This is a genomic window from Amycolatopsis speibonae (genome assembly GCF_042647925.1).
Taxonomy (GTDB): domain Bacteria; phylum Actinomycetota; class Actinomycetes; order Mycobacteriales; family Pseudonocardiaceae; genus Amycolatopsis; species Amycolatopsis speibonae.
This window is the reverse complement of sequence record NZ_JBHRWK010000059.1, coordinates 25,399-48,982: the sequence shown is the minus strand read 5'-3', so window position 1 is coordinate 48,982 and position 23,584 is coordinate 25,399. Positions and strand designations below refer to the sequence as shown.

Below are 23,584 nucleotides of genomic sequence, written 5' to 3'. Positions count from 1 at the left end.
GTCGCTCCGCCAACCTCTTCGGTGTGACGCCTGAACAGATGGTCAACGCGCGGCCGGCGATGAGCAAACCGGGTGCCGCGGTGGTCACGAGCGACACGGCGATGCGGCACTCGGCGGTGTGGGCATGCCTGCGGCTTCGGGGGAACCTGGTGTCGACGATGCCGGTGGACGTGTACCGACGGGTGAACGGCGAGCAGATCGAGGTTCCGAAGCCTCCCGTCTTGGTCAACCCCGGCGGCGAGCGTGTTGACCTGCAGGAGTGGCTCTACTCGTCCCAGGTGGACTTGGATCGGGGCGGGAACGTCTTCGGTCTGATCACCGAGCGGGACGGTGGGGGGCTGCCGCGGCGGATCGACCTGCAGCCGCTGGGTGAATGCGCCTTCGTAAGGCAGGGCGGCAAGGAGTGGTACCGGATCGCGGGGAAGCTGTACGACCCGAAGGACGTGTGGCACGAGCGCCAGTACACCGTTGCCGGCCTGCCCGTGGGGTTGTCACCGGTGGCGTACGCGGCGTGGTCGATTTCGGAGTACCTGTCGATTCAGGACTTCGCGTTGGACTGGTTCGGCAACGGCGGTGTCCCGCTTGCACACCTGAAGAACACCGCGAAGACGTTGACCAGTGAGCAGTCGAGCGTCATCAAGGAGCGGTACACGGCTTCAGTTCGTGCTGGCGAAATCCTGGTTACCGGTTCGGACTGGGAGTACGACATGATCCAGGCGGAATCGGCTGGATCTGCCTGGCTGGAGGCGAAGCAGTTCGGGATCTCGGACATCGCAAGGTTCTTCGACTGCCCGGGTGACCTGATCGACGCTGCGGTGCAATCCGGGAACATCACCTACGCGTCGATCTCGCAGCGGAACCTTCAGTTCCTGATCATGCATTTGGGGCCGACGATCCTCCGGCGGGAGAACGCGCTGGGGAAGCTGCTCTCGAATCCGCGCTACGTGAAGTTGAACACGAACGCGCTGCTGCGGATGGACCCGAAGTCTGCCGCCGAAATGATCAAGGTCAAGATCGATTCTCGGACGATGACGCCGGATGAGGCGCGTGAACTCGACAACCTGCCGGCGCTGACGCAGGACCAGATCGATCAGTTCCTGACGTTCTGGCCGCCGAAGGGGACCTCAGACTCTGCTTCTCCGAGTCCTGTTTCGTCGGCGACAGCGCCGTGATGCGAAGGAGTAACCAGGTGGACCCGAATGTGCTCCAGCGCCGCGCCGCCGCGGCCGGCGAGAACCCCGGTGAGATCCCGAACGGGGCGTGGCACCGACAGCCGTTCGCGGCGCAGATGCGTGCCGAGACGGTGATCTGGAACGGCTCCGAGAAGGTCAAGCTGACCGGTAACGCTTCGGTGGTGGAGAAGGCGTACCGGATGTACGACATGTTCGGCGAGTACGACGAGGTCGTCGACCAAGGAGCGTTCGCGAAGACCCTTGCTCGGAAACCAGACGTGGCGTACCTGGTGAACCACTCCGGCGTCACCATGGCGCGGACCAAGTCCGGTTCGCTGCTGCTGTCCGCGGATTCCCAGGGATTGCAGACGGAGGGTTACGTCAACCCGAAGCGGTCCGACGTGAACGACTTGGTGATCGCGATCGAGGACGGCGACATCACCGAGATGTCGTTCGCGTTCCGGATCATCGACGGCCAGTGGAACGAGGACTACTCCGAGTTCCGGATCCTCGAGGTCGACCTCGACCGGGGCGACGTGTCGGCCGTGAACTACGGCGCGAACCCGTACACGTCGGTCGCCGCTCGACAGACAGAGATCCTGAACGACCTGCAGCGGCTTCCGTCGGGTGCACAGCGTGCCGCGGTGGAGATGCTGCAGGAAACCCGCGCCGAGCGTGCCGCCGAGCCGCAAGCGGAATCGGGAGAGTGTGCCGGGCCGCCCGTCGTCGCCGAGCCACAGGGGCGTTCGATCAAGCTGATCGAGGCGCTGCTCGATCTCTGAAGACTTCCCGTGCTACGCCGGCACTCAGACCGGCAAGCGTGGAGATGGCTGTACCAGTAAGCCGACCCTCAGATCGGTAACTGTCCCTCGCATGGACGGCACTCAGACCGGGATCGCGAGCCACCAAGTCAACTACCCCACTCGAAAGGGAGGTTTCGTCATGGTCATCGACGAGATCATCACCAAGATCGAGGTGGAGCAGGACATGGCGACGAAGGCCCGTGACAAGGCCATCGCCGAGGTCCAGGCCATCGTGGCGTCCGCCACGCAGGAAGGCCGCTCCACCCTCACCAAGGACGAAGACGAGCGCGTCAAGGAACTCTTCCAGATCAAGGAGCGCAAGGCCGCCGACCTCGTCGGCATCGCCGCGAAGCTCGACAACGCGAAGCGTGCCAAGACCGCCGAGCTCGAGATCTCCACTCAGAGCGAAGAGCGCCACCCCACCGGCGCCGAGACCCGCAAGTACGATCAGGTCGCTCGGGTCGGCTCGGAGGAGCGCACCTACCACCGCGGCAACGACCGCAAGGGCGCCCAGTTCGTCCGTGACGTCGCGAAGCAGTTCCTGTTCCGCGACCTCGAGGCCGAACAGCGTCTCGTCCGGCACATGCAGGAAGAGCGCGTCGAGCGTGCCCAGTATCTGCAGCGCGCTGCCGGCACCGGTGCGTTCTCCGGCCTGGTGGTTCCGCAGTACCTGACGGACATGTACGCGCCGGCAGTGGCGAACCTGCGGCCGTTCGCGGACATCTGCAACCACCACGACCTGCCCCCCGAGGGCATGACGGTCAACATCTCCCGCATCACCACCGCCTCGTCGGTGGCGCTGCAGGCCTCGGAGAACACCGGGGTGTCGGAGACGGACATGGACGACACGCTCCTCACGGAGAACGTCCAGACCGCGGCCGGTCAGCAGACCCTGTCCCGGCAGGCACTCGAGCGCGGCACCGGCATCGAAGAGGTCGCCTTGGGTGACCTCTTCAAGCGCTACGCCACCACCCTGGACAACACGCTGATCAACCAGGCCACGACCGGCCTGGCCGCGGTCGCGACGACCACGACCTACACCGACGCGTCGCCGACGGTCCCCGAGCTGTACCCGAAGCTCCTCGGTGCCGCCGCGGGCGTGGAAGCGGCCCTGCTCGGCCAGGCAGTCCCCAGCCACGTGATCATGCACTCGCGTCGCTGGTACTGGATGCAGTCCCAGGTCGGCCCGAACTGGCCGACGATCCAGCAGCCCGGCATCGACCCGCAAGCCGCCGGTGCGAACAACGCCGTCAAGTACGGCACGGGCTCGCGCGGTGTCCTCCCGAACGGCATGCAGGCGGTGGTTGACAACAACGTCTCCACCGCGGGCGGCACTGGCACCAACGAAGACGCCATCTTCGTGGTCCCGCAGGACGAGTGTCACCTGTGGGAAGACCCGCAGGCCCCGGTGTTCATCCGCGCGGAGCAGGCGAAGGCCGCGAGCCTCGGCGTGCTGCTGGTGCTCTACGGGTACTTCGCGTACTCGCTGCGCCGGTACGCCAACGGCATGCAGTCCATCACCGGCACCGGCCTGTCGACGCCGGCGTTCTGATCGGAGCTGACCATGGGAACGATCGTCACCGGCGCGGGTGCGTACGCGAACTCCGCGAGCCTGTCTGCGGCACAAACCGGGAACGGGCAGTCCACGAACATCGTGGACCGCGGCGGATCCACCGGGCCCGCGCTGGTGACGATCGTGACCACGGTCGGGTCCACTCCAACCTGTACCTACCTGCTCGAGGTGTCGGCGGACGGGGTGGACTGGTTCCCAGGCGCCTACGCTGACGTGGCGGCGCCAACCACCACGTCGGTGGCGACGTTCGCAATCACCTCGGCGACGACAACCAGGAAGGTCATGGTTGCTGGGCAGCCGTGGCGGTTCCTGCGCGTGACGTTCAGTGCCAACACGAACGTCACCAGCACCGTGACCGTGTGGGCGTACTGAAGCTCGTCAGGTCGTGGCCGGCGCGGATCCCCGCGGGCCGGTCCTACGTGGTCGACCAGGTCGAGCGGATCGTCATCAAAAATCACGATTACCACGCACTCCGCGGACTCGGTGACGTGCTCCTGCTGGAGTGGGACATCGCGGTCAGCAAGGAGGACCTCGAAAGGTTCGCCGCGGTCGCTGCTGAAGGTTCAAGCGATGTCTTGGTGGCGCCGTACACGCTGTATGTCCCGGATCCCGTGTGGGCACACCGTTCATGGCCGGGCGGGATCACCCCAGAGGGCGCTGCCCCGGTGGAAACAGGCGCGGCGTTCTGCAACCTGTTCGGCCTAGGCATGACCTACTTGCCCGGCGAGTTAGTCGAGGGTTTCTGTGAGTCGGGGTGGGCGAGCCATTTCGGGGACGTGGAGTTCTCGTTGTGGCACTACCACAACGTGAAGAAGCAAGTTCCGATCGCATGGGATGTCCGTCCTGTGCATCTCAACCATCCTGGAGTTCACCGTGTCGGATGACACCAACGACAAGACCATCGCCGCGCTGCTGCGTGAACGAGCGGCGCTCCAGCAGCAGGGCAAGACCGACCGGATCGAGCAGGTCGACGCGGAGCTGAAAGCCCGCGGCCACGAAACACCGAAGGACGAGAAGTCGGCCGACGCCGCGAAGTCCTCGGAGGACCCGAAGCGGCAGGCCCCCCAGGGCCGTTCGGCGAACCGGCAGCAGACCACCGAGCAGAAGAACTCGTGATGGACCTGCTGTACCAGGTCGCTCCGCAGGTCAGGCAGCTGCTCAACGAGCGCGAGAACGCCGAGATCTACGGGCAGGATGAGCGCAAGAGGGCAGTCGACAAGCAGCTCGCCGAGCTCGGCTACAAGGACTGATCTCTACGATTCGGGGGAAGTCATGCAGCTTGCCGCCTACAGCTTCGACGAGTCCGGTGATACAGCGATCGATGCGGTGGGCGGTCATGATTTCGCGTTGACCGCCAACGCCGCCCGGGTCCCTGGACATGTGTCGGGTGGTGCTCTTCAGCCGTCGGGGGCGACCGCTGTACCTCTTCCGGATATCGGTCGGACCGTGGAGCGCACGGTCTGCATGTGGATCAAGGGGGATGTGCCGGACGGGTGGGCCATCGAATGGCATGACCCGGTCGAGGATTCCGGGGCATGGGGGATCCTGTTCAACATGGATGACGTCGTCATCCAGGGCCGGAACGGTGGGACGTTCGTTCAGGCGAAAGCCCTGTGGCCGGACACCACGAACTGGCATCACGTGTCTGGCACGTTCGGCGGGAACAGTGTGAAGCTGTACCTGGATGGGGTGCTGGCGGATCAAGTTTCGTTGACTGGCCCCATCACCGCGCCCACGAACGCGCCGACCATGTTCGGTGGGTGGACGAGTGCGGGGAGTTTCGACGACCTCCGGATCTACGACACCGCGTTGGGGCAGTCGTCGATCACGGCGGCGATGGCTCCGATCACGTCCACGGATCTGGCGTCGGCTGCTGATTTGTCGGTGGATGAGGCGTTTCTGGCGCGGGTGAAGGCCGCGATGCAGCAGTACGGGGTCGCGAAAGCGAAAACTATCTACGCGACGGGGTCCCCGACCGAGGCGTTGAAGGCGGAGTTCAACCTGGCGCGCAACGCGTTGCGGGATCCGGTTTCGTATGCGGAGCAGTTCGCGTGGGCGATCGGCACCGACACCACTGTGGATTCCACTGTGGATGACGACACGATCCGCACGAAAGTCCAGGACGCGTGGCCCATTATCGCCGGATCACCGTTCTAACCATTCTGGGAGGAAGCTGTGCCTGTCCGTCCGCCGTCCACCATTCACCTGCACTGCACCCTGTGCACGGAAACCGTGTTCGACTCGAACAACTGGACCGAGGCCTGGAACCACCAGCTCGACGTCCACCCGGAGGCCACGGTCACCTGGACGCTGGTCGAGTAGCCCATGGCCGTCGGCTATGTCTCCTCATCGTCCACGGGGGCAGGGGACGCGTTCGTGTCCACCATCAACGTTCCAGTACCGACGGGTGCGGCAGCGGGCCACGTTGCAGTGCAGGGGATCGAGCGGTGGGAGTCGACCAACCCGGCGATTACGTGGGCGTCAGGGTTCACTCAGATCGTCAGTTTGGTGTCTGGCTCCTCGAAGCTGAACATCGCGTGGAAGCGTCTTACCGCCGCCGACACGGGAAACTACACGTCGTCTTGGACGGGATCACAGTGGTCGCTGGGGCACTGCATCCTCATCTCCGGCGCGCTGTCCTCCGGGGATCCGATCGAGGCCAGTAACACCGCCACCTCCGCCTCCGGTACCTCGGTTCCGACCACGTCGGTGACCACGGCGACTCTGGCGTTCCTGACGCATTTCGTGTCCAACGAGAACAGCGCCACCACCACACCGCCCACCTCGTTCACTGAAGTGCAGGACTCGAACTACCTGCACACCAACTACTGGATCCCAGGTTCCACAGGGAGTCTCAGCGCCTCCGGTAGCACCTTGTCCGCCTCCACCTTGTCGCTGGCGGCGCTGATCGCGGTGAAACCCGACACCGGCGGTGCTGCTCCATCCGTACCGATCTACACCATCTCGTCCTACGGCAGTTTCCACTGAAATGAGGGTTGACCCATGGCGCGTTACTCGGCGCAGGCAAAGTCGTCGGCGGCGCTGGCCGTTGACACCGGATTCGCGTGGCTACAGTCGTCGGCGAACAACGGGTTCAAACTCCGCCGCGTCACCATCGGTGTCGTGGCCGGAACCTCCACCCCCACCAGCCAGCAGCTGACGGTCGGTATCAACCGCGTCACCACCGCAGGCACCACGCCCGGCGGCGGCATGACCCCGAACAAACTGGACCCATCTTCGGCGGCTGCCGGGTCGACGTTCAAAACCACCTACGCGACCCCGCCCACCTTGACCGCGGACGACGCGTTCCGCGTGTCGTTCAACTCGCAGTCCGGTGTGGACCTGCCGTGGGAGATGCTCGAAGAGTTCGCTGTGGCCTCGGGGACCGCGAACGGCCTGGTGTTCATCAACCGGGACAACGCGCTGCCCTCCACGCACAGCTACGTGATCTCGGTCGAGTTCGAGGAGTGACCTACTTCTAGCCTGGAGGTAGATCATGTCCCGTCGTTGGCGGATTCCATTCGCGCGCCGCCAGCGGCGGTTCGACCCACCCTGGCCGGTCCCCGGACCGGTTCCCGGGCGGCCTCTGGAGTTCCTGGCCCGCAAACGACGTCCGGCACCGGTTCAGCGGCGCGGACGGTTCCAGACCGTTCCAGGAACGCTTTCCGTTGTCCCGCCGGAGTTCGTGGCTCGCTCAACGCGGACATGGCCTTCGCGCCGGCGCGGTCAGGTGTTCACCGTCCCGCCCAGTGTTGCGACTGCCGTGCCCGATCCACTGGCACCGGGCAGGCTGACGACTCGCCGACGACCGGTACCGTCGGTACGCCGCGGCGAGTTCCAGGCGGTGCCTCCGACACCAGTTCAAGCTGGAACCGGGCCGCTGGTTCCCGACCGGATCGAACCGCGCCGCCGCCCAGTCGTCCACGTCAGGCGAGGCGAGTTCCAACCCGTACCGCCCGCGCAGTCTCCAGGAACATCGGGGTCGTTGGTTCCGCCGTTCCGGCGCGGGCGAGTAGCGCGGTCGACGTTGATCCGGCGTGGCGAGTTCCTGCTCGTCCCGTCACGCCCAGCGGTTGCGGGCACGGCACCGTTAGTGCCGAAGATGCTGCGACAGCCCACGCGACGCCTGGTCATCACCCGCCGCGGCGAATACCTCACCGTCCCACCCGCGACCGTGGCAGTGCTCGATCCGGGATTCGTGTGCCAGGACTTCGCAACCACCGCGACGGTCAATGCATACGCGGCCACATCCGCAGTGGACGCGTTGTCGGCTGCTGCAGTGGTCGACGCCTACAGCGCCACGGTCGGGATCGACCTGTACGGCGGAACAGCAACGAACTGCGGGAGGTGACATGGCCACGAACCAGCCGATCACGCTGAACGAGAACAACGACGAGAACGTTAAGGTCACGATCACCACCAACGTCCCCACGGACGGCACGACCCTCGACCTCACAGGGAAGACCGTCGAGGCATACCTGAAGCCCACCAAAGCCTCCGCGGACAACGACGCCGCGGCGTGGAAGGGCTCCACCGCCACCACCGGTGTCACGATCACTGACGCGGCGAACGGGAAAGCCACGGTATCGATCCCCGCGGCGAACATCACCACCACGCAGGGGTGGTGGCGGGTTGATGTGCTGTCCAGTGGTCTGCGGAAGACCGCGGTCTACGGCACAGTGACGGTGGTGGATCTCTGATGGCGATCGACGTCGGGGACCGGTATCGCCTGTCGTGGACCAACACGGCACCCGGATCGGGTGGCCTGGTGAACGCGGACACCGTCGTTTTGACGATCACCTTGCCGGACGGCTCTACGGTGGCCCCGGGCGTGACGAACCCGCCGTCCCCCACCGGAAAGTACGTCTACGACTACCAAACCGTGCAGTCGGGGCGCCACTCGGCGCGCTGGGTCGGGACAGGGACCGGGGCGGGCGCGCACGTCGAGGTGTTCGACGTCCGTCCGGCCGACGTGCCGTACCTGGTGTCCTTGCAAGACATCAAGGACCAGACCAACATCACCAACGACGTCTCCGACGAGGAACTCCGCACCTACCTGGAGTCCGCGACCGGTGTGATCGAACGCCACCTCGGTCAGGCCGTGGTGAAACGCACCTACAGCGAGGAACACCAGATCGGCCATGGCCTACTGGTGCTGAACTGGACCCCGGTGATCGCGGTGACCGCCCTGTCGCTGGTGGACGGCACCCACACGTGGAACGTCAACGATCTGCACGTCACACCCGCCGGTGTGGTCACCACCCCGCACGGTGTCAACCCGTACGGGCACGTCGCCGCCATCTACACCGCGGGCATGACCATCGTTCCCGAGGAATACGGGCTAGCCGCGCGGATCATCGTGCAGCACCTGTGGGAAACCCAACGCGGCAACGCCGGCGGGCCACGGGTCGGCCTCCCCGACTCCATGATGTCCAACGCGGGCGGATATAGCGGTAAGGGCTATGCCATCCCCAATCGCGCGCTGGAGTTGCTCGGCGGCGGACTTCCGGGGATCGCATGACTGAGTCCCGGATACCTGAAGCGATCGACGCGATCATCGCCGCTCTCACGACCGCGCAGCCGGACCTGCAGGTGTGGGACGGTCCCATCATCTCCGGCGACTACACCAACGCCGTCTACATCGGATTCGACGGCCAGTACGAGGATTCTGAGGAGCTGGCGGTCTCCGCGCAACAGGAATGGGCAGGGATCGGCAGGAACGCACGCAACGAGGACCTGCAGATCACTTGCTCGGTGGTTGTCCTGACCGGAAACGCCGACACGGCGTGGAAACCCACCCGGGACGCGGCGTACTCGATTATCGAGGCCGTGGGGCAAGTTCTCAGGGCGGACCCCTCGGTCGGGCTTCCGCCCCCGGTGGTCGCCGAACTGGTGCCGGGCGACTTCTACCAGGAAACCGGGCCTGCCGGAATGCAGGCCCGTGTCTTGTTCTCGATCCACCTCAAGACCCGCGTTTAAGGGAGAACTCCATGCCCAGGTTCCAGTTGCGTGAAGGCCACGATCCGATCGACCTCTTCTCGCGGAAGGAGGGGGACGAGCAGTTCCACGTCGACCCCGGCCAGAAGATCCTCGTTCCCGGGGAACTCGCCAAGGAGCAGCCGGCGGAGGACGCCTGGATCGTCGGAGAAGGGGACGACGCCCGCGCGTGGGCGAAGTCCCAGTGGGAGCTCGTCGAAGACACCAAGCCGGCCAAGGCCGCGCCTGTGAAGGAGAACTGACATGGCCACTGGTTCCGGTCTTGACGGACAGATCGGTTTCGCGCAGGAAACCACGTGGGGCACCGCGGTCACCGTGACGAGGTTCCCGGAGTTCAACTCCGAGGGTGTCTCTCTGGACACGACGTGGCTGGAGCCGACGGCGCTCCGCCCCGGCGTCTACCACAAGCGTGGCGGGCGGGCGCAGCCATCGCGGTACTCGGTCCAGGGGGATTTCGAACTGGACCTGGTGACGCTCGGCATGGGAATGTTCATGAGGAACGCGCTCGGTTCCACCACGGCGACCACCACGCTGATCGCGGGCTCGGCGTACAAACAGATCCACGTCCCGGGTGGCTTCGTGGGTCTCGGTCTCACCGCGCAGGTCGGACGTCCGCAGCCCAACGGGACGGTCATCCCGTTCACCTACGCGGGCTGCAAGATCCCGAAGTGGGAACTGTCCCTCAAGGACAACGCCACCCCGAAGCTGAAGTTCACCATCGACGGCAAGTCCGAGTCCACCGCCACCGCCCTGGCCACCCCGAGCTACCTGACGGGCGCGACGGTGTTCACGTTCCGGCAGGCATCGCTGAAGCTCGGCGGTACCGCGGCCACCGCGTCGGGGGAAACCACGATCACCGGCGGTGTCGCGCCCACCACGATCATCAAGGACATCTCCATCGCCGGCGCGAACCCGATGGCAGACGACCGGTACGGCATCGGCAACGCCGGGCTGAAGGCCGAGCAGTTGCAGAACGCGACCCCCACGATCACCGGGAAGCTGGGCGCTGAGTTCAACAAGACCGAGTTCTACGACGTGTACTCGGCTGGCACCCCGACGTGTCTGCAGTTCGACCTCACCGGTGCGGTGATCGGCGGCGCCAACTCGTACCTGTTCTCGGTGATCCTGCCAATGGTGAAGTTCAAGAAGGCCACCCCGCAGGTGACCGGCCCGGACATCGTGCAGATGTCCACGGATTTCGAGGCCTACTCGGACGAGGTCAACCCGGTCATCCAGGTCAAGATCGTGTCCACTGAGGCCACGGCGGTCTGATGAGGATCTCGCTCTCTGTCGAGGGCGTCGATCAGTACCGGGACCTGGCGAAGCGCCTGAAGGCAAACGGGCCAAAGGGCAAGCAACTGCGGAAGCGGTTGCGCGGGAAGATCGCCGACGCGGGGCGCCCGGTGGTGGATGAGGTGCGGACCGCTGTGCGGGGATTGACCGTGACTTCGCACGGCGGCGGTGCTGCCCAGCGCCGGAACTTCAACGTGTCCCGCGCATCGACGGAACGCGCGAAGCGATCCGCGGCACGTCGCTCGGCAGGCCTTCGGGACTCGATCGCTGCCGCGACCCGCCTGCAGATCACCGCCAAGGGCGTGCGGATCGTCATCAACAGCGCCCGCCTCCCGCCGGATCAGAAGAACCTCCCTCGCCACCTGGACTCGGCGAAGGGCTGGCGGCACCCGGTGTTCGGTGACACCTCACATTGGGTGTCTCAGAAGGGTGGCCCGTACTTCGGGCGCACGATCATGCGGCGTGCGCCGAAGTTCCGGCAAGCCGTGTTGGAAGCAATGGACGAAACAGCGCGAGAAATCGAAGGCTGAACAAAAAGGGGACATCATGCCGGACCGTAAACCGATGAGGTTCAAGATCGACGACGTCGAGTACGTCTACGACTGGGCGCTGAAGGCCAAGGACGCGATCTTCATCCAGGAGAAGGCCCACGTCGCACCTGTCGATCTGTGGCCAGCAATCGACAGGCTCGACCCACTGGCCATCGCTGCGTTCATGTTCGTCATCCGCAAGCAGGCCGGGGAAGCGGTCCAGTGGAAAGACGTGCTGGAGCACGACGTGATGTCGTTCGAGGTCATCCAGGAGGTCGATCCTGGCGATGTGGGCGAGCCCGGTTCGACCGAGGAGGGTAGCGGCGCGGACCCTACCTCGAGGTCTGGAAAGACCCGAAAGGCCGGTACGAAAAGTACTGGCTAGCGATTTCTCTGCGGCAGCGTTGGACGCCTGAGCAGATCCAAAACCTCACCCTTTATGAATTTGACTGTTTCGCGATGGTCATCGAAAAACTGAATGAGGGGTGACGATGTCGGATCTGTCGTTCAACATCGTCGCGATGGATCGCGCGGGCACTACATTCGTCAAGCTCGCCGAACAGGCTGAACGACTCGCGGACAAACTCGACAAGATCGACGGCAAGCAGGTCACCGCTGACGTCAATGTCCGCACCGACGAGTCCCGTAAAGCTCTGGACTCGTTCACGACCCGTTTCCAGCTCATGGCCGCGGGGATCGTCGCTGCCTCGCCGCTGGCGGGCGCGGCGATCGTCGGCGGTGTCGGCGCCGGGTTCATCGGCATGGCTGCGCTGGCACAGAAGTCGAACGAGCAGGTGAAGAGCACCTTCACCACAATGTGGCAGAACGTGGTCGCCGACACGGGGCGCGCCACCGCCCAGCTCGTGCCGCAGATCGTCGGCGCCGGACGGCAGATCGGCGCCACGTTCGACCGGCTCGGCCCGCAAATGCAGGCCGGCTTCGCCGCAACTGGTCCGGCGATCGTCGCACTGACGCGCGGCCTCACGGACTTCGCGCAGAACGCCATGCCCGGCGTCACCTCCGCGATGCAGAACAGTCTGCCGATCTTCTCTGGGATCGCGAATGCGGCTGGAACCCTCGGTACCGCGATTGGATCCGCGGTGTCATCGGTGGGCCAGCACTCCCAGGCCTACGGCACCTACGTCCAATCGCTCGGGAACATCACCTCCTCTGTCCTCGGCGCGGTCGTCACGATCGTCAACGATGTCGCCGAGGCATGGGCCGAGAACGCCGGCCAGATCGACTCCGCCGTGGACGGGGTCGCCGACACCGTCGCAGGGCTCGCCGACGGGGCGCTGCCGGTGTTCGCGAGCGCACTCGACGCCGCCGCTACCGCGATCACCACCATCACCGACATCCTTGGACCGGTTGCCCCCCTGCTCGGCACGGTCGGCGCCGCGGCACTCGCCATGTGGGGTGCGTTCAAGGTCGCCGAGGCAGTCTCCGCCGGGATCCGTGCGGTCGCCGCTGGTGCGCTCTCCATGGGTGTCGCGATGGAAACCGGGTCGGCACGCGCTGCCGGGATGATGGCGTCGATGCAGGGCGTCGCGGTGACGTCTTCGACTGCGGCTACCGCAGTCAAGGCTGCTGGCGCATCGGCGGCATCCGCATCCTTGGGTTTTGCGTCGACCGCGTCTTCTATCGCGGGCCCGCTCGGGATCGCGTTGGTAGCCGGTACGGCCTTGTGGGCGATGTTTGCCGGCTCTCAGGATGGAGCGTCTAGCTCGTCGGCGAACCTCGCCCGGAATCTGGACGGAGTCACGTCGGCGCTCGAAACGTCGAATGGGGCGATCAACTCCAGCGTCATCAAGTCGTTGGAGGCCGAAGAGGGCTACAAGAAGGTCGTCGAGGCCACAAAGGACTTCGGAATCTCGCAGTCCGACATCACAGCGGCGGTGACTAAGGGCGGTCCCGCGCTCGATGGGCTGCGCACGAAGCTTCAAGGGATCATCAAGGCCAACCAGGACATTGTCACTGTTGCTGGTGGCGAGCAGGTAACCACAGGCAACTCCACGAGCGAGGCGGCAGATCGTGCGCTGTTGTCTCTGAACAAGCTCGTTGAAGGTTTCGAGAAGTCACGGAAGTCGTCGGAGGAGAACAAGAAGGCCCTTCAGGAGCACGCAACTGAGCTCACCGCATCGAATGAAGGGCAGCAGGCCGCTGGCCGGATCGCGCGCAGTCTCGGCATCAGTCTGGACGCCGTGTCGGCTGGGTTCCACGGGGTCGCACGTGCCTCTGGTGACGCGTCGGTCAGTGTTCAGGACGTGGCAGCGAAGTTTCTCACTGCACAGTTGAACATCGCGAAAGCGACGCTCACCATCTCGGATGGATTCGCGCAGGCCGACAAGCAGGTCGCCACCGCGCAGCAGGGTGTCGCGGACGCGTCGGCGGCCTATCAGCAGTCGCTTCGCGGTGTGGCGGACGCGCAGCATTCGGCGGCGCAGGCGTCCCGCGCGGTGGCGCAGGCCCAGCAGGGTGTTGTGGACGCCCAGCGAGGTGTGGTGACCGCACAGCGGGCGGTGAAGGACGCCGTCGAGGGTGTCGCGTCGGCCCAGCAGGCATACGCCCGATCGCAGGAACAAGCCCGGGATGCGGAACGGTCGCTGCACGACGCCAGGCAGCAGGCGATCCAGGACCTCAAGGAACTCCGTCTCCAGATGGAGGACCAGACCGTATCGGAGCAGTCTGCGCGGGTCCGCCTGTTCGAGGCACAGCAGAAGGCCGCCGGGTTCGGTATCACCACCGCCAACGTAGGGCGGATCGCGGCCGGCCCGGTAACGGCGGAGAACCTCGACGAGGTTAAGGCCGCGATCGATCTGCGGTCGGCGCAGAACAGCTTGAACAACACCCTCAACAGCGGTGCGAAGGTCCGGCAGCAGCTCACCGAAGCCGAACGCGTCGGCGTGAACGGCTCCCGCGGTGTGATCGCGGCGGAGCGGCAGGTGCGGGACGCACACCAGGCGGTGCAGAACGCCGCGAAAGGTGTCGAGAAGGCTCAGCAGGCCGTCAGCGACGCCAACTACGGTGTGATCACGGCGAACCGGAACCTGGTTCGGGCGAAGCAGGCCGTGTCGGACGCCTCGTATGCGGAGGCCCGCGCCCACCAGGGTGTGGCGGACGCGCAACGCCAGTCGGAACGAGCAGCAGGCAATCTCACGCGTGCGAAGGACGCACTGAAAGAAGCCACCGACAACGCGTCCCGCTCGCTGGACCTGAACACCGCGGCCGGGCAGCGGAACATCGGGAACCTGCTGAACCTGTGGAACCAGATCAACGGGCAGAACATCCCCATCCAGGACAGGTACAACCAGCTGATCGAGAAGACCGCTGGCGCGTTTGGGATCTCGAAGGATAAGGCTGAGGAGTATCTGAGGCAGTTGGGGTTGATCCCACCGGACTTCAAGTTCGGTGTCACCGCCGTGCCGTCGATCGACGCGCAGGGATTGTGGGACGACATCAAGGCCCCCACGAGCCTGACGGGTCGGAAGCAAGCGTTCGCGGCTGGTGGACAAGTCTTCGGACCCGGCGGTCCCACCGACGACAGGATCCCCGCCTGGCTGTCCAACCGGGAGTACGTGCACCCGGTCGACGCAGTAGAACACTACGGCGTCGGATTTATGGAAGCGGTGCGGAGAAAGCAATTCCCGAAGGGTTGGGACGGTGCTGCAACCCCACGGCTCGCCGGCGGCGGTATGGTCGGGCTGGCGACGGCGAACTTGGGCTTGGCGGATGTCGGTAGCCGCTACCAGGCCACAGTGCATGCCCTCGACGTGCTCGGCTGGGAACACCCACCTCTACTACCGAAGTATGTTCCGCCGCCAGTGGCCGCTGTAGGCAGTTCGATCGCAGGGTCGGGGTTGGCGGGCGATCGGGCGGCGAATCGGGAAATTGTGCGCCGGATCTTCGCGGAGATGTTCGGCTGGGGTGACCAGTGGCCAGCCACGGATAGCCTCCTCATGGGCGAGTCCGGTTATCAGAACACGGTGAAGAACAAGGTCTCGACCGCGTACGGCATGTTCCAGTTCCTCGACAAGACGTGGGGCGGGTACGGGATCCCGAAAACGTCGGACCCTGTTCAGCAGACCGTCGCCGGTGGCCGGTACATCAAGGCCCGATACGGGTCGCCGAACGCGGCCTATGCGGCATGGCTGTCCCGGAAGCCGCACTGGTACGCGGACGGCGGGCTGGTGGATGCGGCGAAGCGCACAATGTACGGCTCCTATGACAACGGCGGCACTCTTCAGCCGGGCTACACCATGGTCCATAACGGCACCGGCAAACCGGAGAACGTTCGTACCTCCGCACAGGAGGACGGGATCGTCACCGCGATCCGCGACTTGCGGAAGGACCTGAAAGCCGCCGTGTACGAGGCCCGGCAAGGCTCCATCGACGGGGTCGTCCGGTTTGAGGACGGTGCGCTCGCGGGCAAGATCGAGGCCACGTTCAAGCAGATGGAGACGATGTCGGGGGTTTTGCCGTGACCGCCGAGATCACCAGATGGATCGATCCCAACGGTGTCGAAACACTGCTGGATGTGGACTGGGAAGCCACTGGCCGGTTCATGCCGGAACCCCAGCATGACGAAGACGAAGTCCCGGAGCAGGACGGATCCCATCACCGCGAAACCCGGTTCAAGCCGAAGGACTTCACCATCCGGGTCACGACGGTGGAGAACGGGGAACCCGCCCTCCGGCAGTCCCTTCGGGACCTCATGAAAGCGATGAACCCGAAGAAAGGTGAGGGGATCATCCGGGTTACCTCACCGATCGGTGACACCCGCGAAATCGGGTGCCGCTACCTCTCCGGTCTCGGCCTTGAGGAGAAACCCGAAGTGTCGGGGCCGACGATGCAGCAGGCTGTGATCACGCTGCACGCCAACGACCCCTTCTGGCTGGACCAGAGCGACACCACCACCACCTACGCCATCGGCAACCCGCCCGCGTTCTTCCCGATCCCGCCGCTCCGTCTCACCGCGTCGGAGATCGCCGTCGACACCACGGTGAACAACGACGGTGACGACGACGCATGGCCTGTGTGGACCATCTACGGACCCGGAAGTGGGGCTACCTTGCGGAACCTCACCACCGGGAAAGTGTTGTCGCTGCCGTCGTCGAGTCTCGGGTTGGGGGAGTCCATCAGCATCGACACCCGGAAGGGCAGGAAAACCGTCACCAAGAACGACGGCACAAACCTGTTCACCGGGCTCACCACTACTTCGGCGCTGTGGCCACTGGTCGAGGGAACGAACGCGGTGAGACTGGAAATGACTGGTGTCACCACAGGCGTGTCTTCGCTGCAGCTGTCGTATCGGCGAAGGTACCTGTCGCCGTGACGTGGAAAATCTATGTCCGCGACAAGGACAACAGCCGCGTCGGCGAATTGGACGACTACACCGAAGCGAAACTCGCCCCGGTCTACAACGACGTCGGCTCGTGGTCGCTGACGCTGTCCCGCAAATCCCTGCAGGCCGCGAACCTCACCACCCCCGGCGCGGGGATCATCGTCACCCGCGACGACGAAGGCCCCGAACAGGTCGTGTTCTCCGGACCCGCCCTGTCGTGGGAACACCGATGGGACCTCGCCGTCAACCACGTCGCCATCTCCGGCTCCACCGACGACGTGTGTCTCCTGTCCCGATTGGTGTCCCCATCCCCAGGGCAGTCGACCCCGCCCTACGACACGCAAGCCGTCGATGTCCGGACCGGTGTCGCGTCCACCGTGATCCGTCAGTACGTGAACGTCAACCTCGGCCCCGGCGCCGTTCCGGCGAGACGGAAATCCGACCTCACGTTGAGTGGTGACCCGGTGATCGGGGCGAGTGTCCGCGGTGAAGGACGATGGGACTCGGACCTTCTCGCGTTCATCCAACCCCTGGCCATCACCGGCGGTGTCGGGTTCCGTGTCGTGCAGAACGGCACCGGGCTGCTGTTCGAGGTGTACGCGCCCACCAACCGATCCGGCGAGATCAAGTTCTCTCGTGACCTCGGGAACCTTCTTGCGTTCCAGTACTCCAACCGTGCACCCACCACGAACTACATCTACGTCGGAGCCAGTGGTACCGGAACCACCAGGATCATCAAAGAGTTCCAGGACCCCGGGTCGATCGCGACCTGGGGACGCCAGGAAGGCCCGCTGGCGAACGAGAGCTCCACCTCGGACACCACCGCCATCACCCAGGTCGGCACCGAAGCTCTCGAGCAAGGCCAGGAACAAGCCGCCCTGTCCTTCACCCCCATCGAAATCCCGGGGATGCGATACGGCCTGGACTACTTCCTCGGCGACACCGTCACCGTCCAACTCGAGGACACCGTGACCCCTTACGAGGAGTCCGGGCAGATCGTCGATCAGATCCGGAACGTCGAGATCTCCCTCACCCCGGACAAGACGACCATCACGCCCTCGGTGGGAACCGGGCAACGCGGCGACATCCCCCGTCTTTTCCGCGCTTACCGGCAACTCCACCGGCGCGTCAACAACATCGAAAGGGTGTGAGATGGCCACCTCCCTCGAGTCCTACATGCCGTACGACGCTGGCCCCGGATCGAACGTCACCGAAGACGGCTGGCGCCGGTTCGCCCGGCACTTCCGTGGCGACGGCGTGATCCGGTCCGTGGGCGGGGAGTTCCGGCCGTTCGGCGACTCCTCCGGAATGCAGGTGAAAGTCCCCACGGGGGAGTGCTGGATCCGTGGCCAGTGGGGTGAATCCACCACCCAGAAGACCGTGGCGATCACCGCCGCACACGCCACCCTCATCCGTCGTGACTTGGTGATCCTGCGGAACGACTACGTCAACAACCGCATCGAAGTCGACGTCCTCACCAACGGAACCCCCGGATCCTCCACCTTTCCCACCCTGACGCAGAACTCGTCGATGTGGGAAATCCAGCTCGCCCAAGTCACCGTCCCAGCCGCAGCCTCCACCATCACCTCTGGGGCTGTGCGGGCAATCCCGGACTACACCGACGGGTCCTGCTCCTACACCGTCGACTCCAGCTACCAGACCATCACCACCGGCGGCAGCGGTGCACGCATCGACTTCGACGTCGAACAGTTCCCCTCGTCCGTTGTCGGGCGGCCGTCCATCCGGGAGTGGCAGCTCAACCGGGCAGGCACGTGGATGATGGTTCTCAACTGCTACTGGGACAACCCCTCCACCGCTGGGTCTCGGAGGATCTGGCTGCAGCGCGCCAACGGCGGCGCGGCGAACTCGGTGAAGCTCGCCTACATTTCCCAGCCCGCGGCACCGGACTCCGGGACCGGGCAGAACATCGTCGCGATCGACCGGTTCACCGCCGGCGAGATCGTCGAGGCGTGGGCGCAGCAAACCTCCGGTTCGAGCATCACGCTGCTCGGGACAAGCTCGTTCAACGAAGGCACCCGGATCCAGCTCTTCTGGCTGGGCCCCTGAGATTGAAACCGTCTACGCAAGAGGGCGCGGAAGAGGAGACAATGATCATTCTTCGCAGCACTCCAGGGCCGTTCGAAGTTATGTTCATGCTCGCAGCGATCGTTGGCGGCGTCACCATCCTGTTCACCTCGTACATGACCGTAGTCGGGCGCACAATTCCTGTGTGGATGGTGCTATACATCGGCATCGGGCTGGTGGTCGGTGGGGCGATGAGCCTGTACGGAATCCTCACCAAGCGTGGAGTTGGCCCGCTTATCGAGCGCGCCGGATTAGCGCTGCTGGTGATCCTGTTCGTCACCTACACGGGTCTGATATTCATGGCCGTCGGTGTGCGTGGCGCAACCAGTGCCGTGTTCTTTCTAGCCTTCGCTGCAGCGTCTATCGCGCGCATGCACCAGATCAACAAAGCGTTCCGCGAGGCCGCTGAAGAACTGAGAGAGCGGGGGGCGGAATGAACCAGCTCGTTCTTTCACTTATCAGTCTTCTGGGGGGCGCGGGCTGGATCGTGTCGCTGATCCAGGTCCGGGCGAAGAACCGACGGCTTAATACCGACTCCGTGAAGGTGCTGACGGAAACAGCAACAGGTCTGGTGAAAGCAGTCAAGGAAGAGCTGGAAGAGGCCGAGGGTGACGCGAAAAAACTTCGCTCCGAGGTCAAGGAGCTTACCCGGCAACTTGCCGAGGCCCACCTCCTGGCTGACGACCTGAACCAGAAGCTCGTCGACACGCAACGGCGTGCGGACTACTACGAGGCTGAGTACAGGCGCGTCACCGGCTTCGGGAACAAGGGGACGTAGTGATCACATTCGGGCTGGACATCAGCCACCACCAAGACCTCGCCCTGGATCTCGCCCAGTGCCGTCGTGACGGCTGCGAGTTCGTGTTCCTCAAAGCCACCGAGGGAGCGACGTTCACCGACAGCGAGTTCGCGGCGAACCTCGCCGAGGCACGCGCGGCCGGTCTCCTGGTCGCCGCCTACATCTACCAGCGCGCCGGAGTGTCCGCCGCGGCCCACGTCGAACGAGTCAAGGCTGTCGTCCCCCGCGACGTCCCGGTCATCCCCGATGTCGAGGCCGGATCGGGCAGCCTCGCACTGACCCGGGACCTGATCAACGGTCTCCGCGCGGCGGGATACCGGGTGCCCCTGCTGTACCTGCCGGTCTGGTACTGGCGAGAACTTGGGTCCCCGTCTCTCGGCGGCTTACCGCCACTGTGGTCGAGCCGCTACCCCGACAACATCGTCGGCACCCTCGCCGATGAGTGGGCCAACGTACCCGCGCACTACTGGAACGGCTACGGCGGCCTGCCGGTCGCAGTCCTCCAGTTCACCAGCTCGTCCCGCATCGCGGGGCACCAGCCACTCGACGCGAACGCATTCCGCGGGACACGCGCAGAACTCGCCGCCCTCCTCGGCGGCCAAGGACAGGAGGACGACATGACCCCACAGGAATTCCTGGACACGAAGGTCAAATGGTGGGACGGGCGCGAAGTGCCTGTGAAGGACATCCTCGCCGAGGTCTACATGTCCGCGCGCGGGCTTGCGGGCAAGCCCGGGTTCGAGGGCGAGAAGGCCGTCGTGAACCTGCCCCCGTTGACGGACATCAAGGCGGCAATCGGTGCCCCCGTGCCCGTCACGCTCGACTACGACCAGCTTGCCGCCAAGGTCGTCGAGAAACTCGACGGCGCCAAGCTCGCCAAGGCCATCAACGACGACGCCGCCCGCCGGATGGCGGAGTAAGGACACTCCCCAATGAAGATCTTCGGTCGTGAGCCCGCCGTCGTGCTGGCCCTTTTCTCCGCCGTCCTGCAGGTCCTCGCCACGTTCGGCCTCAACCTCACCCCCGAACTCCAGGGCGCCGCCACCGCCGTCATCGCAGCCGTGTTCGGTGTGTGGACCGCGTTCCAGGTCGCGCAGGACAAGATCCTTCCCGCGCTCCTCGGGTTCGCGCAGGCCGGGTTCTCGCTCCTGATGGCCCTCGGCCTGGACGTCGGCACCAACACCCAGCTTGCGGTGTCGACGCTCGTCACCGCGGTCGTGGCGGCGTTCGTCCGCACCCAGGTCGTCGCACCCGTGCCACCCAACGCCACCTGACCTACATCCCCCAAGCGGCCACCACCGTCCCCGGTGGCCAACAGGCCCCGTCGTCCTCGGTACGTCCACCGAGGACGACGGGGCCCTTTTCGTATGCCCAGAATCAGGGGCCGTCAGAGAAGAACACCCACGACCGCGCCAGCTCAGACGTGACTGGCTTCGCCCCGTGACCGCCGATCGCGACCCCGTACTTCAACGGGCCCTCCGGCACACCGGCAACGGAGAACTCAAACTTGCAGGCCGTTGCCCCTTGAGGAGCGACGAACACCCCGCGGCGCAGGCTGCCGGTCGCGAGCAGCCCGCCGGCGTCGTTGAACACCTTCACCGCGGTGCCTTCTTGCATGTCGTCGTACATGCCGGTGCCTTTGCACGGTGTTCCCTCAGCCAGCTTCGCGCCGGCCACAAACAAGGTGAAGGCGCCTCGCATGGTGAACGTCGATACGGTCGAACCCGAAGCGACGGGGGCGGGCGGCTGTGGATCGTTGCGGCCTGCGATGAACCAGCCCGCGGTGATGCCTGCCGCGGCGATCACCACAGCTGCGGCGATCATGAGTGTTCGGGTTCTGGTGGGCATCGGGGCTCTCCCTTGGAGGAGGGGAAGTTGTCCCTATCTGGTCGTATGGATCACGGTTCCCGTTGCCCCTGTGACCGGACTGTGACCGATCAGCCCGCGGACTGCGGAACCTGCGTGCGGTTGTTCTGCTGCCACTCGACGACGGCACTGGTCGCGGCGTCGATACCGTCGAGGTGCTTCGAAGGGCTGCCCGCCACGACGCACAGCCGCCGGTATTCCGCGAGCACTTCCGGCGCCAGTGCGTCCTGGCCGCGGAGAACGAATACTGGCTCGTCTTCGCCGATCGTGCCGTTCTCCAGGGTGACCCTGCCGTACTTGGTGTCGATAGCCATGATCAGCCTTTCGTTTGGGTGGATATCCCGCCCGCCGCTCGGGGTGGGCCGTTCACCGAGGGGCGGTGAACGACACGGCGGGCGGGAGATCAGGCAGGAGCTGGGCTTCGGTCGTGTCTGCGTCACGGCTGGAGCCCACCTCCTCGGGCGGCGGTTCTGGTTCCTGGCGGCGCCGTAGCGGGGGCCGTCGCACGCCAGGAACGCGTGGGGGATCGTCGTCGGGACCGCTGTTACGGAACATCAGGTCAGGCCCTCGTGCCAGTGTTCGCAGATGTGCGCGCCACCGCTTCCCGGCTTGTACGCCGTGTGGCAGTGCATGCACTCGTACACCTTGCGTTGCTCTTCGGTCCATCCTGCTTGTTCTTCATCGCTGGCCCGCCGACGCTCCAAGCCTGGGGCGACGGTAGTCCGCACGACCGGTGGTTTCCGCTCCTTCACGATGGTCATGACTGCTCGCCACGCACGTTCTCTTCGTACGTCTTCAGCGCGGTCTGGCGGATCGCGGCTAGCAGATCACCGACAACCTGGTTGACGGGGATCAACGCGGTGGGGCCACCGTCAATCCGGACAGCGGTTTCGAGCTTGCCCTCATACTCGACCTGGCCGACGTACACGCGAGTCGGCTCACCGTCGGTGTTGATCGTCGGGATGGCCCACACCACCCGCATTTTCTCGTCAGCCATGCTCCGAGGATCGACCCGTGACTACCGGGCGTGAAGGGGTTGAGCTGTGCGCACAGGTTTGCGCACAGGTTATTCAGCTGGCGGCTTTAGCCTGCTCAAGACCGTCGCGGTACTCCTGCGCCCACTCCGCGCCCTGCTGATCCTCAGGTAAGTTCCCCAGCCCGGTCTCAAGATGATCGATAGCCGCCGGGTAGTCGCCTAGGGCGAGATGTGCGAGACCGGAGTTGAGCCGGTGGAACGTGGGCGTCAGCCAATACGCGGTGGCGGGAGGCTCGTCGCGCCCCGCCTCGTCGATCATGTCGTCCGCAGTGTCCAAGAGTCGTAGCGCGGCGTCGTTCTCGGCGATCTGTGCGTAACCCTGCGCGGCTTGGATCGCGTCCCCGATCCGCTGCGACACGTGCGCGCCAGGGGTGTTGTAGGCGGTGAGGAAGCCCCGGATCATGGCACGAGGCCGCCCCTGTTGGCGGGCCAGGTAGCCCCGGAAATTCAGGGCCTGCGCCGCGAGGGTCCCATCCGCCGCGTCGTCGGCGAGCTCTTCGGCCTCGTCCAGTAGCCGCACGGCGCGGACGTCCTGGCGAGCCTCGGCGTGTAGCCAGCCAGCGAACTGGACGTGCTCGGAGGCGACGCTGGCAAGCTTCTGCCGGTGGGGGCCGTTCACTTCCTTCAGGAGCCTGGTGACCATCTCGGCTTGCGCGAGCGAGGCCGGGATGAGTGGGGCCGGGCCGAGGATGTCGTCGAGTCGGCGTTGCGCGGTGAGGCTCTCGGCTAGGGCGTGGATGGCGGCGGCGTCGATCCGGCCGGGGAAGCGGATGCTGTAGGCGATGCGGTCCCGCTGGTCGGCGTTCAGTGACCCGGGGTCGAGCGGTGTCCAGCAGGCGAGGAGTTCCCCGTCTGCACGGAGGAGGGTGTCGAGCCGGGCGGCGATGGATTCCTCGGGGTGCTGCTGCCCGGATTCGTAGCGGGAGATGTTCGACGTGTGCACGGGGACGTCTCGTGCGAGTCGGCTTTGCGACAGACCTGCTGCCGTGCGGAGACGGCGCAGCGCGTCGCCGAAGGTTTCGGCCATGGCTACCTCAGTTCGCGGAGTGCTCCCCGCGGTGCCCCCGGGAGCTACCCGGGGGCCATGCC

32 protein-coding genes are annotated in these 23,584 nt (G+C 65.3%); 27 read left to right on the top strand and 5 right to left on the bottom strand.

Annotation, left to right across the window (positions count from 1 at the left end; genetic code table 11):
• Nucleotides 1-23: 23 nt before the first annotated feature.
• From ACFOSH_RS31640 to ACFOSH_RS31510, 27 genes are all read left to right on the top strand, one after another.
• Complete coding sequence (locus tag ACFOSH_RS31640; RefSeq protein ID WP_378243148.1) at nucleotides 24-1,172, top strand: phage portal protein; 1,149 nt, start codon at nucleotides 24-26, stop codon at nucleotides 1,170-1,172.
• 17 nt (nucleotides 1,173-1,189) lie between these two features.
• On the top strand, nucleotides 1,190-1,954 hold the full coding sequence (locus tag ACFOSH_RS31635) for an HK97 family phage prohead protease (RefSeq protein ID WP_378243146.1): 765 nt from the start codon (nucleotides 1,190-1,192) through the stop codon (nucleotides 1,952-1,954).
• Nucleotides 1,955-2,114: 160 nt separating this feature from the next.
• Entirely contained in the window at nucleotides 2,115-3,527 is a 1,413-nt protein-coding gene (locus tag ACFOSH_RS31630; RefSeq protein ID WP_378243144.1) for a hypothetical protein, read from the top strand.
• 12 nt (nucleotides 3,528-3,539) lie between these two features.
• The gene (locus tag ACFOSH_RS31625) at nucleotides 3,540-3,920 is read left to right on the top strand and encodes a hypothetical protein (protein ID WP_378243142.1); all 381 of its coding nucleotides are present in this window, start codon (nucleotides 3,540-3,542) and stop codon (nucleotides 3,918-3,920) included.
• A complete protein-coding gene (locus ACFOSH_RS31620; protein ID WP_378243141.1) occupies nucleotides 3,908-4,432 on the top strand; it encodes a hypothetical protein in 525 nt (174 codons plus the stop codon). The genes ACFOSH_RS31625 and ACFOSH_RS31620 overlap by 13 nt, the downstream gene beginning before the upstream one ends.
• A complete protein-coding gene (locus ACFOSH_RS31615) occupies nucleotides 4,422-4,664 on the top strand; it encodes a hypothetical protein (RefSeq protein ID WP_378243139.1) in 243 nt (80 codons plus the stop codon). The genes ACFOSH_RS31620 and ACFOSH_RS31615 overlap by 11 nt, the downstream gene beginning before the upstream one ends.
• Nucleotides 4,661-4,798: a hypothetical protein gene (locus ACFOSH_RS31610; RefSeq protein ID WP_378243137.1), complete on the top strand. Its 138-nt coding sequence runs from the start codon at nucleotides 4,661-4,663 to the stop codon at nucleotides 4,796-4,798. Before ACFOSH_RS31615 ends, ACFOSH_RS31610 begins: the two co-directional genes overlap by 4 nt.
• A gap of 22 nt (nucleotides 4,799-4,820) precedes the next feature.
• The gene (locus ACFOSH_RS31605) at nucleotides 4,821-5,705 is read left to right on the top strand and encodes a LamG domain-containing protein (RefSeq protein ID WP_378243135.1); all 885 of its coding nucleotides are present in this window, start codon (nucleotides 4,821-4,823) and stop codon (nucleotides 5,703-5,705) included.
• Between the two features lie 18 nt (nucleotides 5,706-5,723).
• A complete protein-coding gene (locus ACFOSH_RS31600; RefSeq protein WP_378243133.1) occupies nucleotides 5,724-5,870 on the top strand; it encodes a hypothetical protein in 147 nt (48 codons plus the stop codon).
• Between the two features lie 54 nt (nucleotides 5,871-5,924).
• A complete protein-coding gene (locus ACFOSH_RS31595) occupies nucleotides 5,925-6,536 on the top strand; it encodes a hypothetical protein (protein ID WP_378243131.1) in 612 nt (203 codons plus the stop codon).
• 15 nt (nucleotides 6,537-6,551) lie between these two features.
• Nucleotides 6,552-7,019: a hypothetical protein gene (locus ACFOSH_RS31590; protein WP_378243129.1), complete on the top strand. Its 468-nt coding sequence runs from the start codon at nucleotides 6,552-6,554 to the stop codon at nucleotides 7,017-7,019.
• Between the two features lie 622 nt (nucleotides 7,020-7,641).
• Nucleotides 7,642-7,899, top strand: coding sequence for a hypothetical protein (locus ACFOSH_RS31585; RefSeq protein ID WP_378243127.1), 258 nt, complete (start codon nucleotides 7,642-7,644; stop codon nucleotides 7,897-7,899).
• Nucleotide 7,900: 1 nt separating this feature from the next.
• Nucleotides 7,901-8,248 carry a hypothetical protein gene (locus tag ACFOSH_RS31580; protein ID WP_378243125.1) on the top strand — a complete coding sequence of 116 codons (348 nt, stop codon included), beginning with the start codon at nucleotides 7,901-7,903 and terminating at the stop codon, nucleotides 8,246-8,248.
• Complete coding sequence (locus ACFOSH_RS31575; RefSeq protein WP_378243123.1) at nucleotides 8,248-9,069, top strand: hypothetical protein; 822 nt, start codon at nucleotides 8,248-8,250, stop codon at nucleotides 9,067-9,069. The genes ACFOSH_RS31580 and ACFOSH_RS31575 overlap by 1 nt, the downstream gene beginning before the upstream one ends.
• Nucleotides 9,066-9,527, top strand: a complete 462-nt coding sequence (locus ACFOSH_RS31570) for a hypothetical protein (RefSeq protein WP_378243121.1) — start codon at nucleotides 9,066-9,068, stop codon at nucleotides 9,525-9,527. The genes ACFOSH_RS31575 and ACFOSH_RS31570 overlap by 4 nt, the downstream gene beginning before the upstream one ends.
• Nucleotides 9,528-9,538: 11 nt before the next feature.
• Nucleotides 9,539-9,787 (top strand): hypothetical protein, encoded by a 249-nt coding sequence (locus ACFOSH_RS31565; RefSeq protein ID WP_378243120.1) that lies wholly within the window; start codon nucleotides 9,539-9,541, stop codon nucleotides 9,785-9,787.
• Nucleotide 9,788: 1 nt separating this feature from the next.
• Entirely contained in the window at nucleotides 9,789-10,817 is a 1,029-nt protein-coding gene (locus ACFOSH_RS31560; RefSeq protein WP_378243118.1) for a phage tail tube protein, read from the top strand.
• On the top strand, nucleotides 10,817-11,368 hold the full coding sequence (locus ACFOSH_RS31555; RefSeq protein WP_378243116.1) for a hypothetical protein: 552 nt from the start codon (nucleotides 10,817-10,819) through the stop codon (nucleotides 11,366-11,368). Before ACFOSH_RS31560 ends, ACFOSH_RS31555 begins: the two co-directional genes overlap by 1 nt.
• Nucleotides 11,301-11,753, top strand: coding sequence for a hypothetical protein (locus ACFOSH_RS31550; protein ID WP_378243114.1), 453 nt, complete (start codon nucleotides 11,301-11,303; stop codon nucleotides 11,751-11,753). The genes ACFOSH_RS31555 and ACFOSH_RS31550 overlap by 68 nt, the downstream gene beginning before the upstream one ends.
• A gap of 106 nt (nucleotides 11,754-11,859) precedes the next feature.
• Complete coding sequence (locus tag ACFOSH_RS31545) at nucleotides 11,860-15,849, top strand: aggregation-promoting factor C-terminal-like domain-containing protein (protein WP_378243112.1); 3,990 nt, start codon at nucleotides 11,860-11,862, stop codon at nucleotides 15,847-15,849.
• Nucleotides 15,846-16,700, top strand: a complete 855-nt coding sequence (locus ACFOSH_RS31540) for a phage distal tail protein (protein ID WP_378243110.1) — start codon at nucleotides 15,846-15,848, stop codon at nucleotides 16,698-16,700. The genes ACFOSH_RS31545 and ACFOSH_RS31540 overlap by 4 nt, the downstream gene beginning before the upstream one ends.
• On the top strand, nucleotides 16,697-17,860 hold the full coding sequence (locus tag ACFOSH_RS31535; protein ID WP_378243108.1) for a siphovirus ReqiPepy6 Gp37-like family protein: 1,164 nt from the start codon (nucleotides 16,697-16,699) through the stop codon (nucleotides 17,858-17,860). Before ACFOSH_RS31540 ends, ACFOSH_RS31535 begins: the two co-directional genes overlap by 4 nt.
• 1 nt (nucleotide 17,861) lies before the next feature.
• On the top strand, nucleotides 17,862-18,776 hold the full coding sequence (locus ACFOSH_RS31530; RefSeq protein ID WP_378243106.1) for a hypothetical protein: 915 nt from the start codon (nucleotides 17,862-17,864) through the stop codon (nucleotides 18,774-18,776).
• Nucleotides 18,777-18,817: 41 nt separating this feature from the next.
• Nucleotides 18,818-19,231, top strand: coding sequence for a hypothetical protein (locus tag ACFOSH_RS31525; RefSeq protein ID WP_378243104.1), 414 nt, complete (start codon nucleotides 18,818-18,820; stop codon nucleotides 19,229-19,231).
• Nucleotides 19,228-19,572 (top strand): hypothetical protein, encoded by a 345-nt coding sequence (locus ACFOSH_RS31520; protein ID WP_378243102.1) that lies wholly within the window; start codon nucleotides 19,228-19,230, stop codon nucleotides 19,570-19,572. Before ACFOSH_RS31525 ends, ACFOSH_RS31520 begins: the two co-directional genes overlap by 4 nt.
• Entirely contained in the window at nucleotides 19,572-20,513 is a 942-nt protein-coding gene (locus ACFOSH_RS31515; RefSeq protein ID WP_378243100.1) for a glycoside hydrolase family 25 protein, read from the top strand. Before ACFOSH_RS31520 ends, ACFOSH_RS31515 begins: the two co-directional genes overlap by 1 nt.
• 12 nt (nucleotides 20,514-20,525) lie before the next feature.
• Nucleotides 20,526-20,867, top strand: coding sequence for a hypothetical protein (locus ACFOSH_RS31510; protein ID WP_378243098.1), 342 nt, complete (start codon nucleotides 20,526-20,528; stop codon nucleotides 20,865-20,867).
• A gap of 103 nt (nucleotides 20,868-20,970) precedes the next feature.
• On the opposite strand, the gene ACFOSH_RS31505 is transcribed toward ACFOSH_RS31510, so the two are convergent.
• From ACFOSH_RS31505 to ACFOSH_RS31485, 5 genes are all read right to left on the bottom strand, one after another.
• Nucleotides 20,971-21,441, bottom strand: a complete 471-nt coding sequence (locus ACFOSH_RS31505; RefSeq protein ID WP_378243096.1) for a hypothetical protein — start codon at nucleotides 21,439-21,441, stop codon at nucleotides 20,971-20,973.
• Nucleotides 21,442-21,530: 89 nt separating this feature from the next.
• Nucleotides 21,531-21,773, bottom strand: a complete 243-nt coding sequence (locus tag ACFOSH_RS31500; protein WP_378243094.1) for a hypothetical protein — start codon at nucleotides 21,771-21,773, stop codon at nucleotides 21,531-21,533.
• 240 nt (nucleotides 21,774-22,013) lie between these two features.
• Nucleotides 22,014-22,220: a hypothetical protein gene (locus tag ACFOSH_RS31495; protein WP_378243092.1), complete on the bottom strand. Its 207-nt coding sequence runs from the start codon at nucleotides 22,218-22,220 to the stop codon at nucleotides 22,014-22,016.
• Nucleotides 22,217-22,456: a hypothetical protein gene (locus ACFOSH_RS31490; RefSeq protein ID WP_378243090.1), complete on the bottom strand. Its 240-nt coding sequence runs from the start codon at nucleotides 22,454-22,456 to the stop codon at nucleotides 22,217-22,219. The genes ACFOSH_RS31495 and ACFOSH_RS31490 overlap by 4 nt, the downstream gene beginning before the upstream one ends.
• A 73-nt stretch (nucleotides 22,457-22,529) precedes the next feature.
• Nucleotides 22,530-23,522, bottom strand: a complete 993-nt coding sequence (locus tag ACFOSH_RS31485; protein ID WP_378243088.1) for a helix-turn-helix transcriptional regulator — start codon at nucleotides 23,520-23,522, stop codon at nucleotides 22,530-22,532.
• Nucleotides 23,523-23,584: the final 62 nt, after the last annotated feature.

Excerpts from the sequence above, each read along its gene's own strand:
- ACFOSH_RS31565 (WP_378243120.1), top strand. The coding sequence starts at position 9,539 with ATGCCCAGGTTCCAGTTGCGTGAAGGCCACGATCCGATCGACCTCTTC.
- ACFOSH_RS31570 (WP_378243121.1), top strand. The coding sequence starts at position 9,066 with ATGACTGAGTCCCGGATACCTGAAGCGATCGACGCGATCATCGCCGCT.
- ACFOSH_RS31580 (WP_378243125.1), top strand. The coding sequence starts at position 7,901 with ATGGCCACGAACCAGCCGATCACGCTGAACGAGAACAACGACGAGAAC.
- ACFOSH_RS31575 (WP_378243123.1), top strand. The coding sequence starts at position 8,248 with ATGGCGATCGACGTCGGGGACCGGTATCGCCTGTCGTGGACCAACACG.
- ACFOSH_RS31560 (WP_378243118.1), top strand. The coding sequence starts at position 9,789 with ATGGCCACTGGTTCCGGTCTTGACGGACAGATCGGTTTCGCGCAGGAA.
- ACFOSH_RS31485 (WP_378243088.1), bottom strand. The coding sequence starts at position 23,522 with ATGGCCGAAACCTTCGGCGACGCGCTGCGCCGTCTCCGCACGGCAGCA.
- ACFOSH_RS31555 (WP_378243116.1), top strand. The coding sequence starts at position 10,817 with ATGAGGATCTCGCTCTCTGTCGAGGGCGTCGATCAGTACCGGGACCTG.
- ACFOSH_RS31625 (WP_378243142.1), top strand. The coding sequence starts at position 3,540 with ATGGGAACGATCGTCACCGGCGCGGGTGCGTACGCGAACTCCGCGAGC.
- ACFOSH_RS31490 (WP_378243090.1), bottom strand. The coding sequence starts at position 22,456 with ATGGCTGACGAGAAAATGCGGGTGGTGTGGGCCATCCCGACGATCAAC.
- ACFOSH_RS31590 (WP_378243129.1), top strand. The coding sequence starts at position 6,552 with ATGGCGCGTTACTCGGCGCAGGCAAAGTCGTCGGCGGCGCTGGCCGTT.
- ACFOSH_RS31525 (WP_378243104.1), top strand. The coding sequence starts at position 18,818 with ATGATCATTCTTCGCAGCACTCCAGGGCCGTTCGAAGTTATGTTCATG.
- ACFOSH_RS31495 (WP_378243092.1), bottom strand. The coding sequence starts at position 22,220 with ATGACCATCGTGAAGGAGCGGAAACCACCGGTCGTGCGGACTACCGTC.
- ACFOSH_RS31605 (WP_378243135.1), top strand. The coding sequence starts at position 4,821 with ATGCAGCTTGCCGCCTACAGCTTCGACGAGTCCGGTGATACAGCGATC.
- ACFOSH_RS31630 (WP_378243144.1), top strand. The coding sequence starts at position 2,115 with ATGGTCATCGACGAGATCATCACCAAGATCGAGGTGGAGCAGGACATG.
- ACFOSH_RS31510 (WP_378243098.1), top strand. The coding sequence starts at position 20,526 with ATGAAGATCTTCGGTCGTGAGCCCGCCGTCGTGCTGGCCCTTTTCTCC.
- ACFOSH_RS31545 (WP_378243112.1), top strand. The coding sequence starts at position 11,860 with ATGTCGGATCTGTCGTTCAACATCGTCGCGATGGATCGCGCGGGCACT.
- ACFOSH_RS31500 (WP_378243094.1), bottom strand. The coding sequence starts at position 21,773 with ATGGCTATCGACACCAAGTACGGCAGGGTCACCCTGGAGAACGGCACG.
- ACFOSH_RS31530 (WP_378243106.1), top strand. The coding sequence starts at position 17,862 with ATGGCCACCTCCCTCGAGTCCTACATGCCGTACGACGCTGGCCCCGGA.
- ACFOSH_RS31520 (WP_378243102.1), top strand. The coding sequence starts at position 19,228 with ATGAACCAGCTCGTTCTTTCACTTATCAGTCTTCTGGGGGGCGCGGGC.
- ACFOSH_RS31505 (WP_378243096.1), bottom strand. The coding sequence starts at position 21,441 with ATGCCCACCAGAACCCGAACACTCATGATCGCCGCAGCTGTGGTGATC.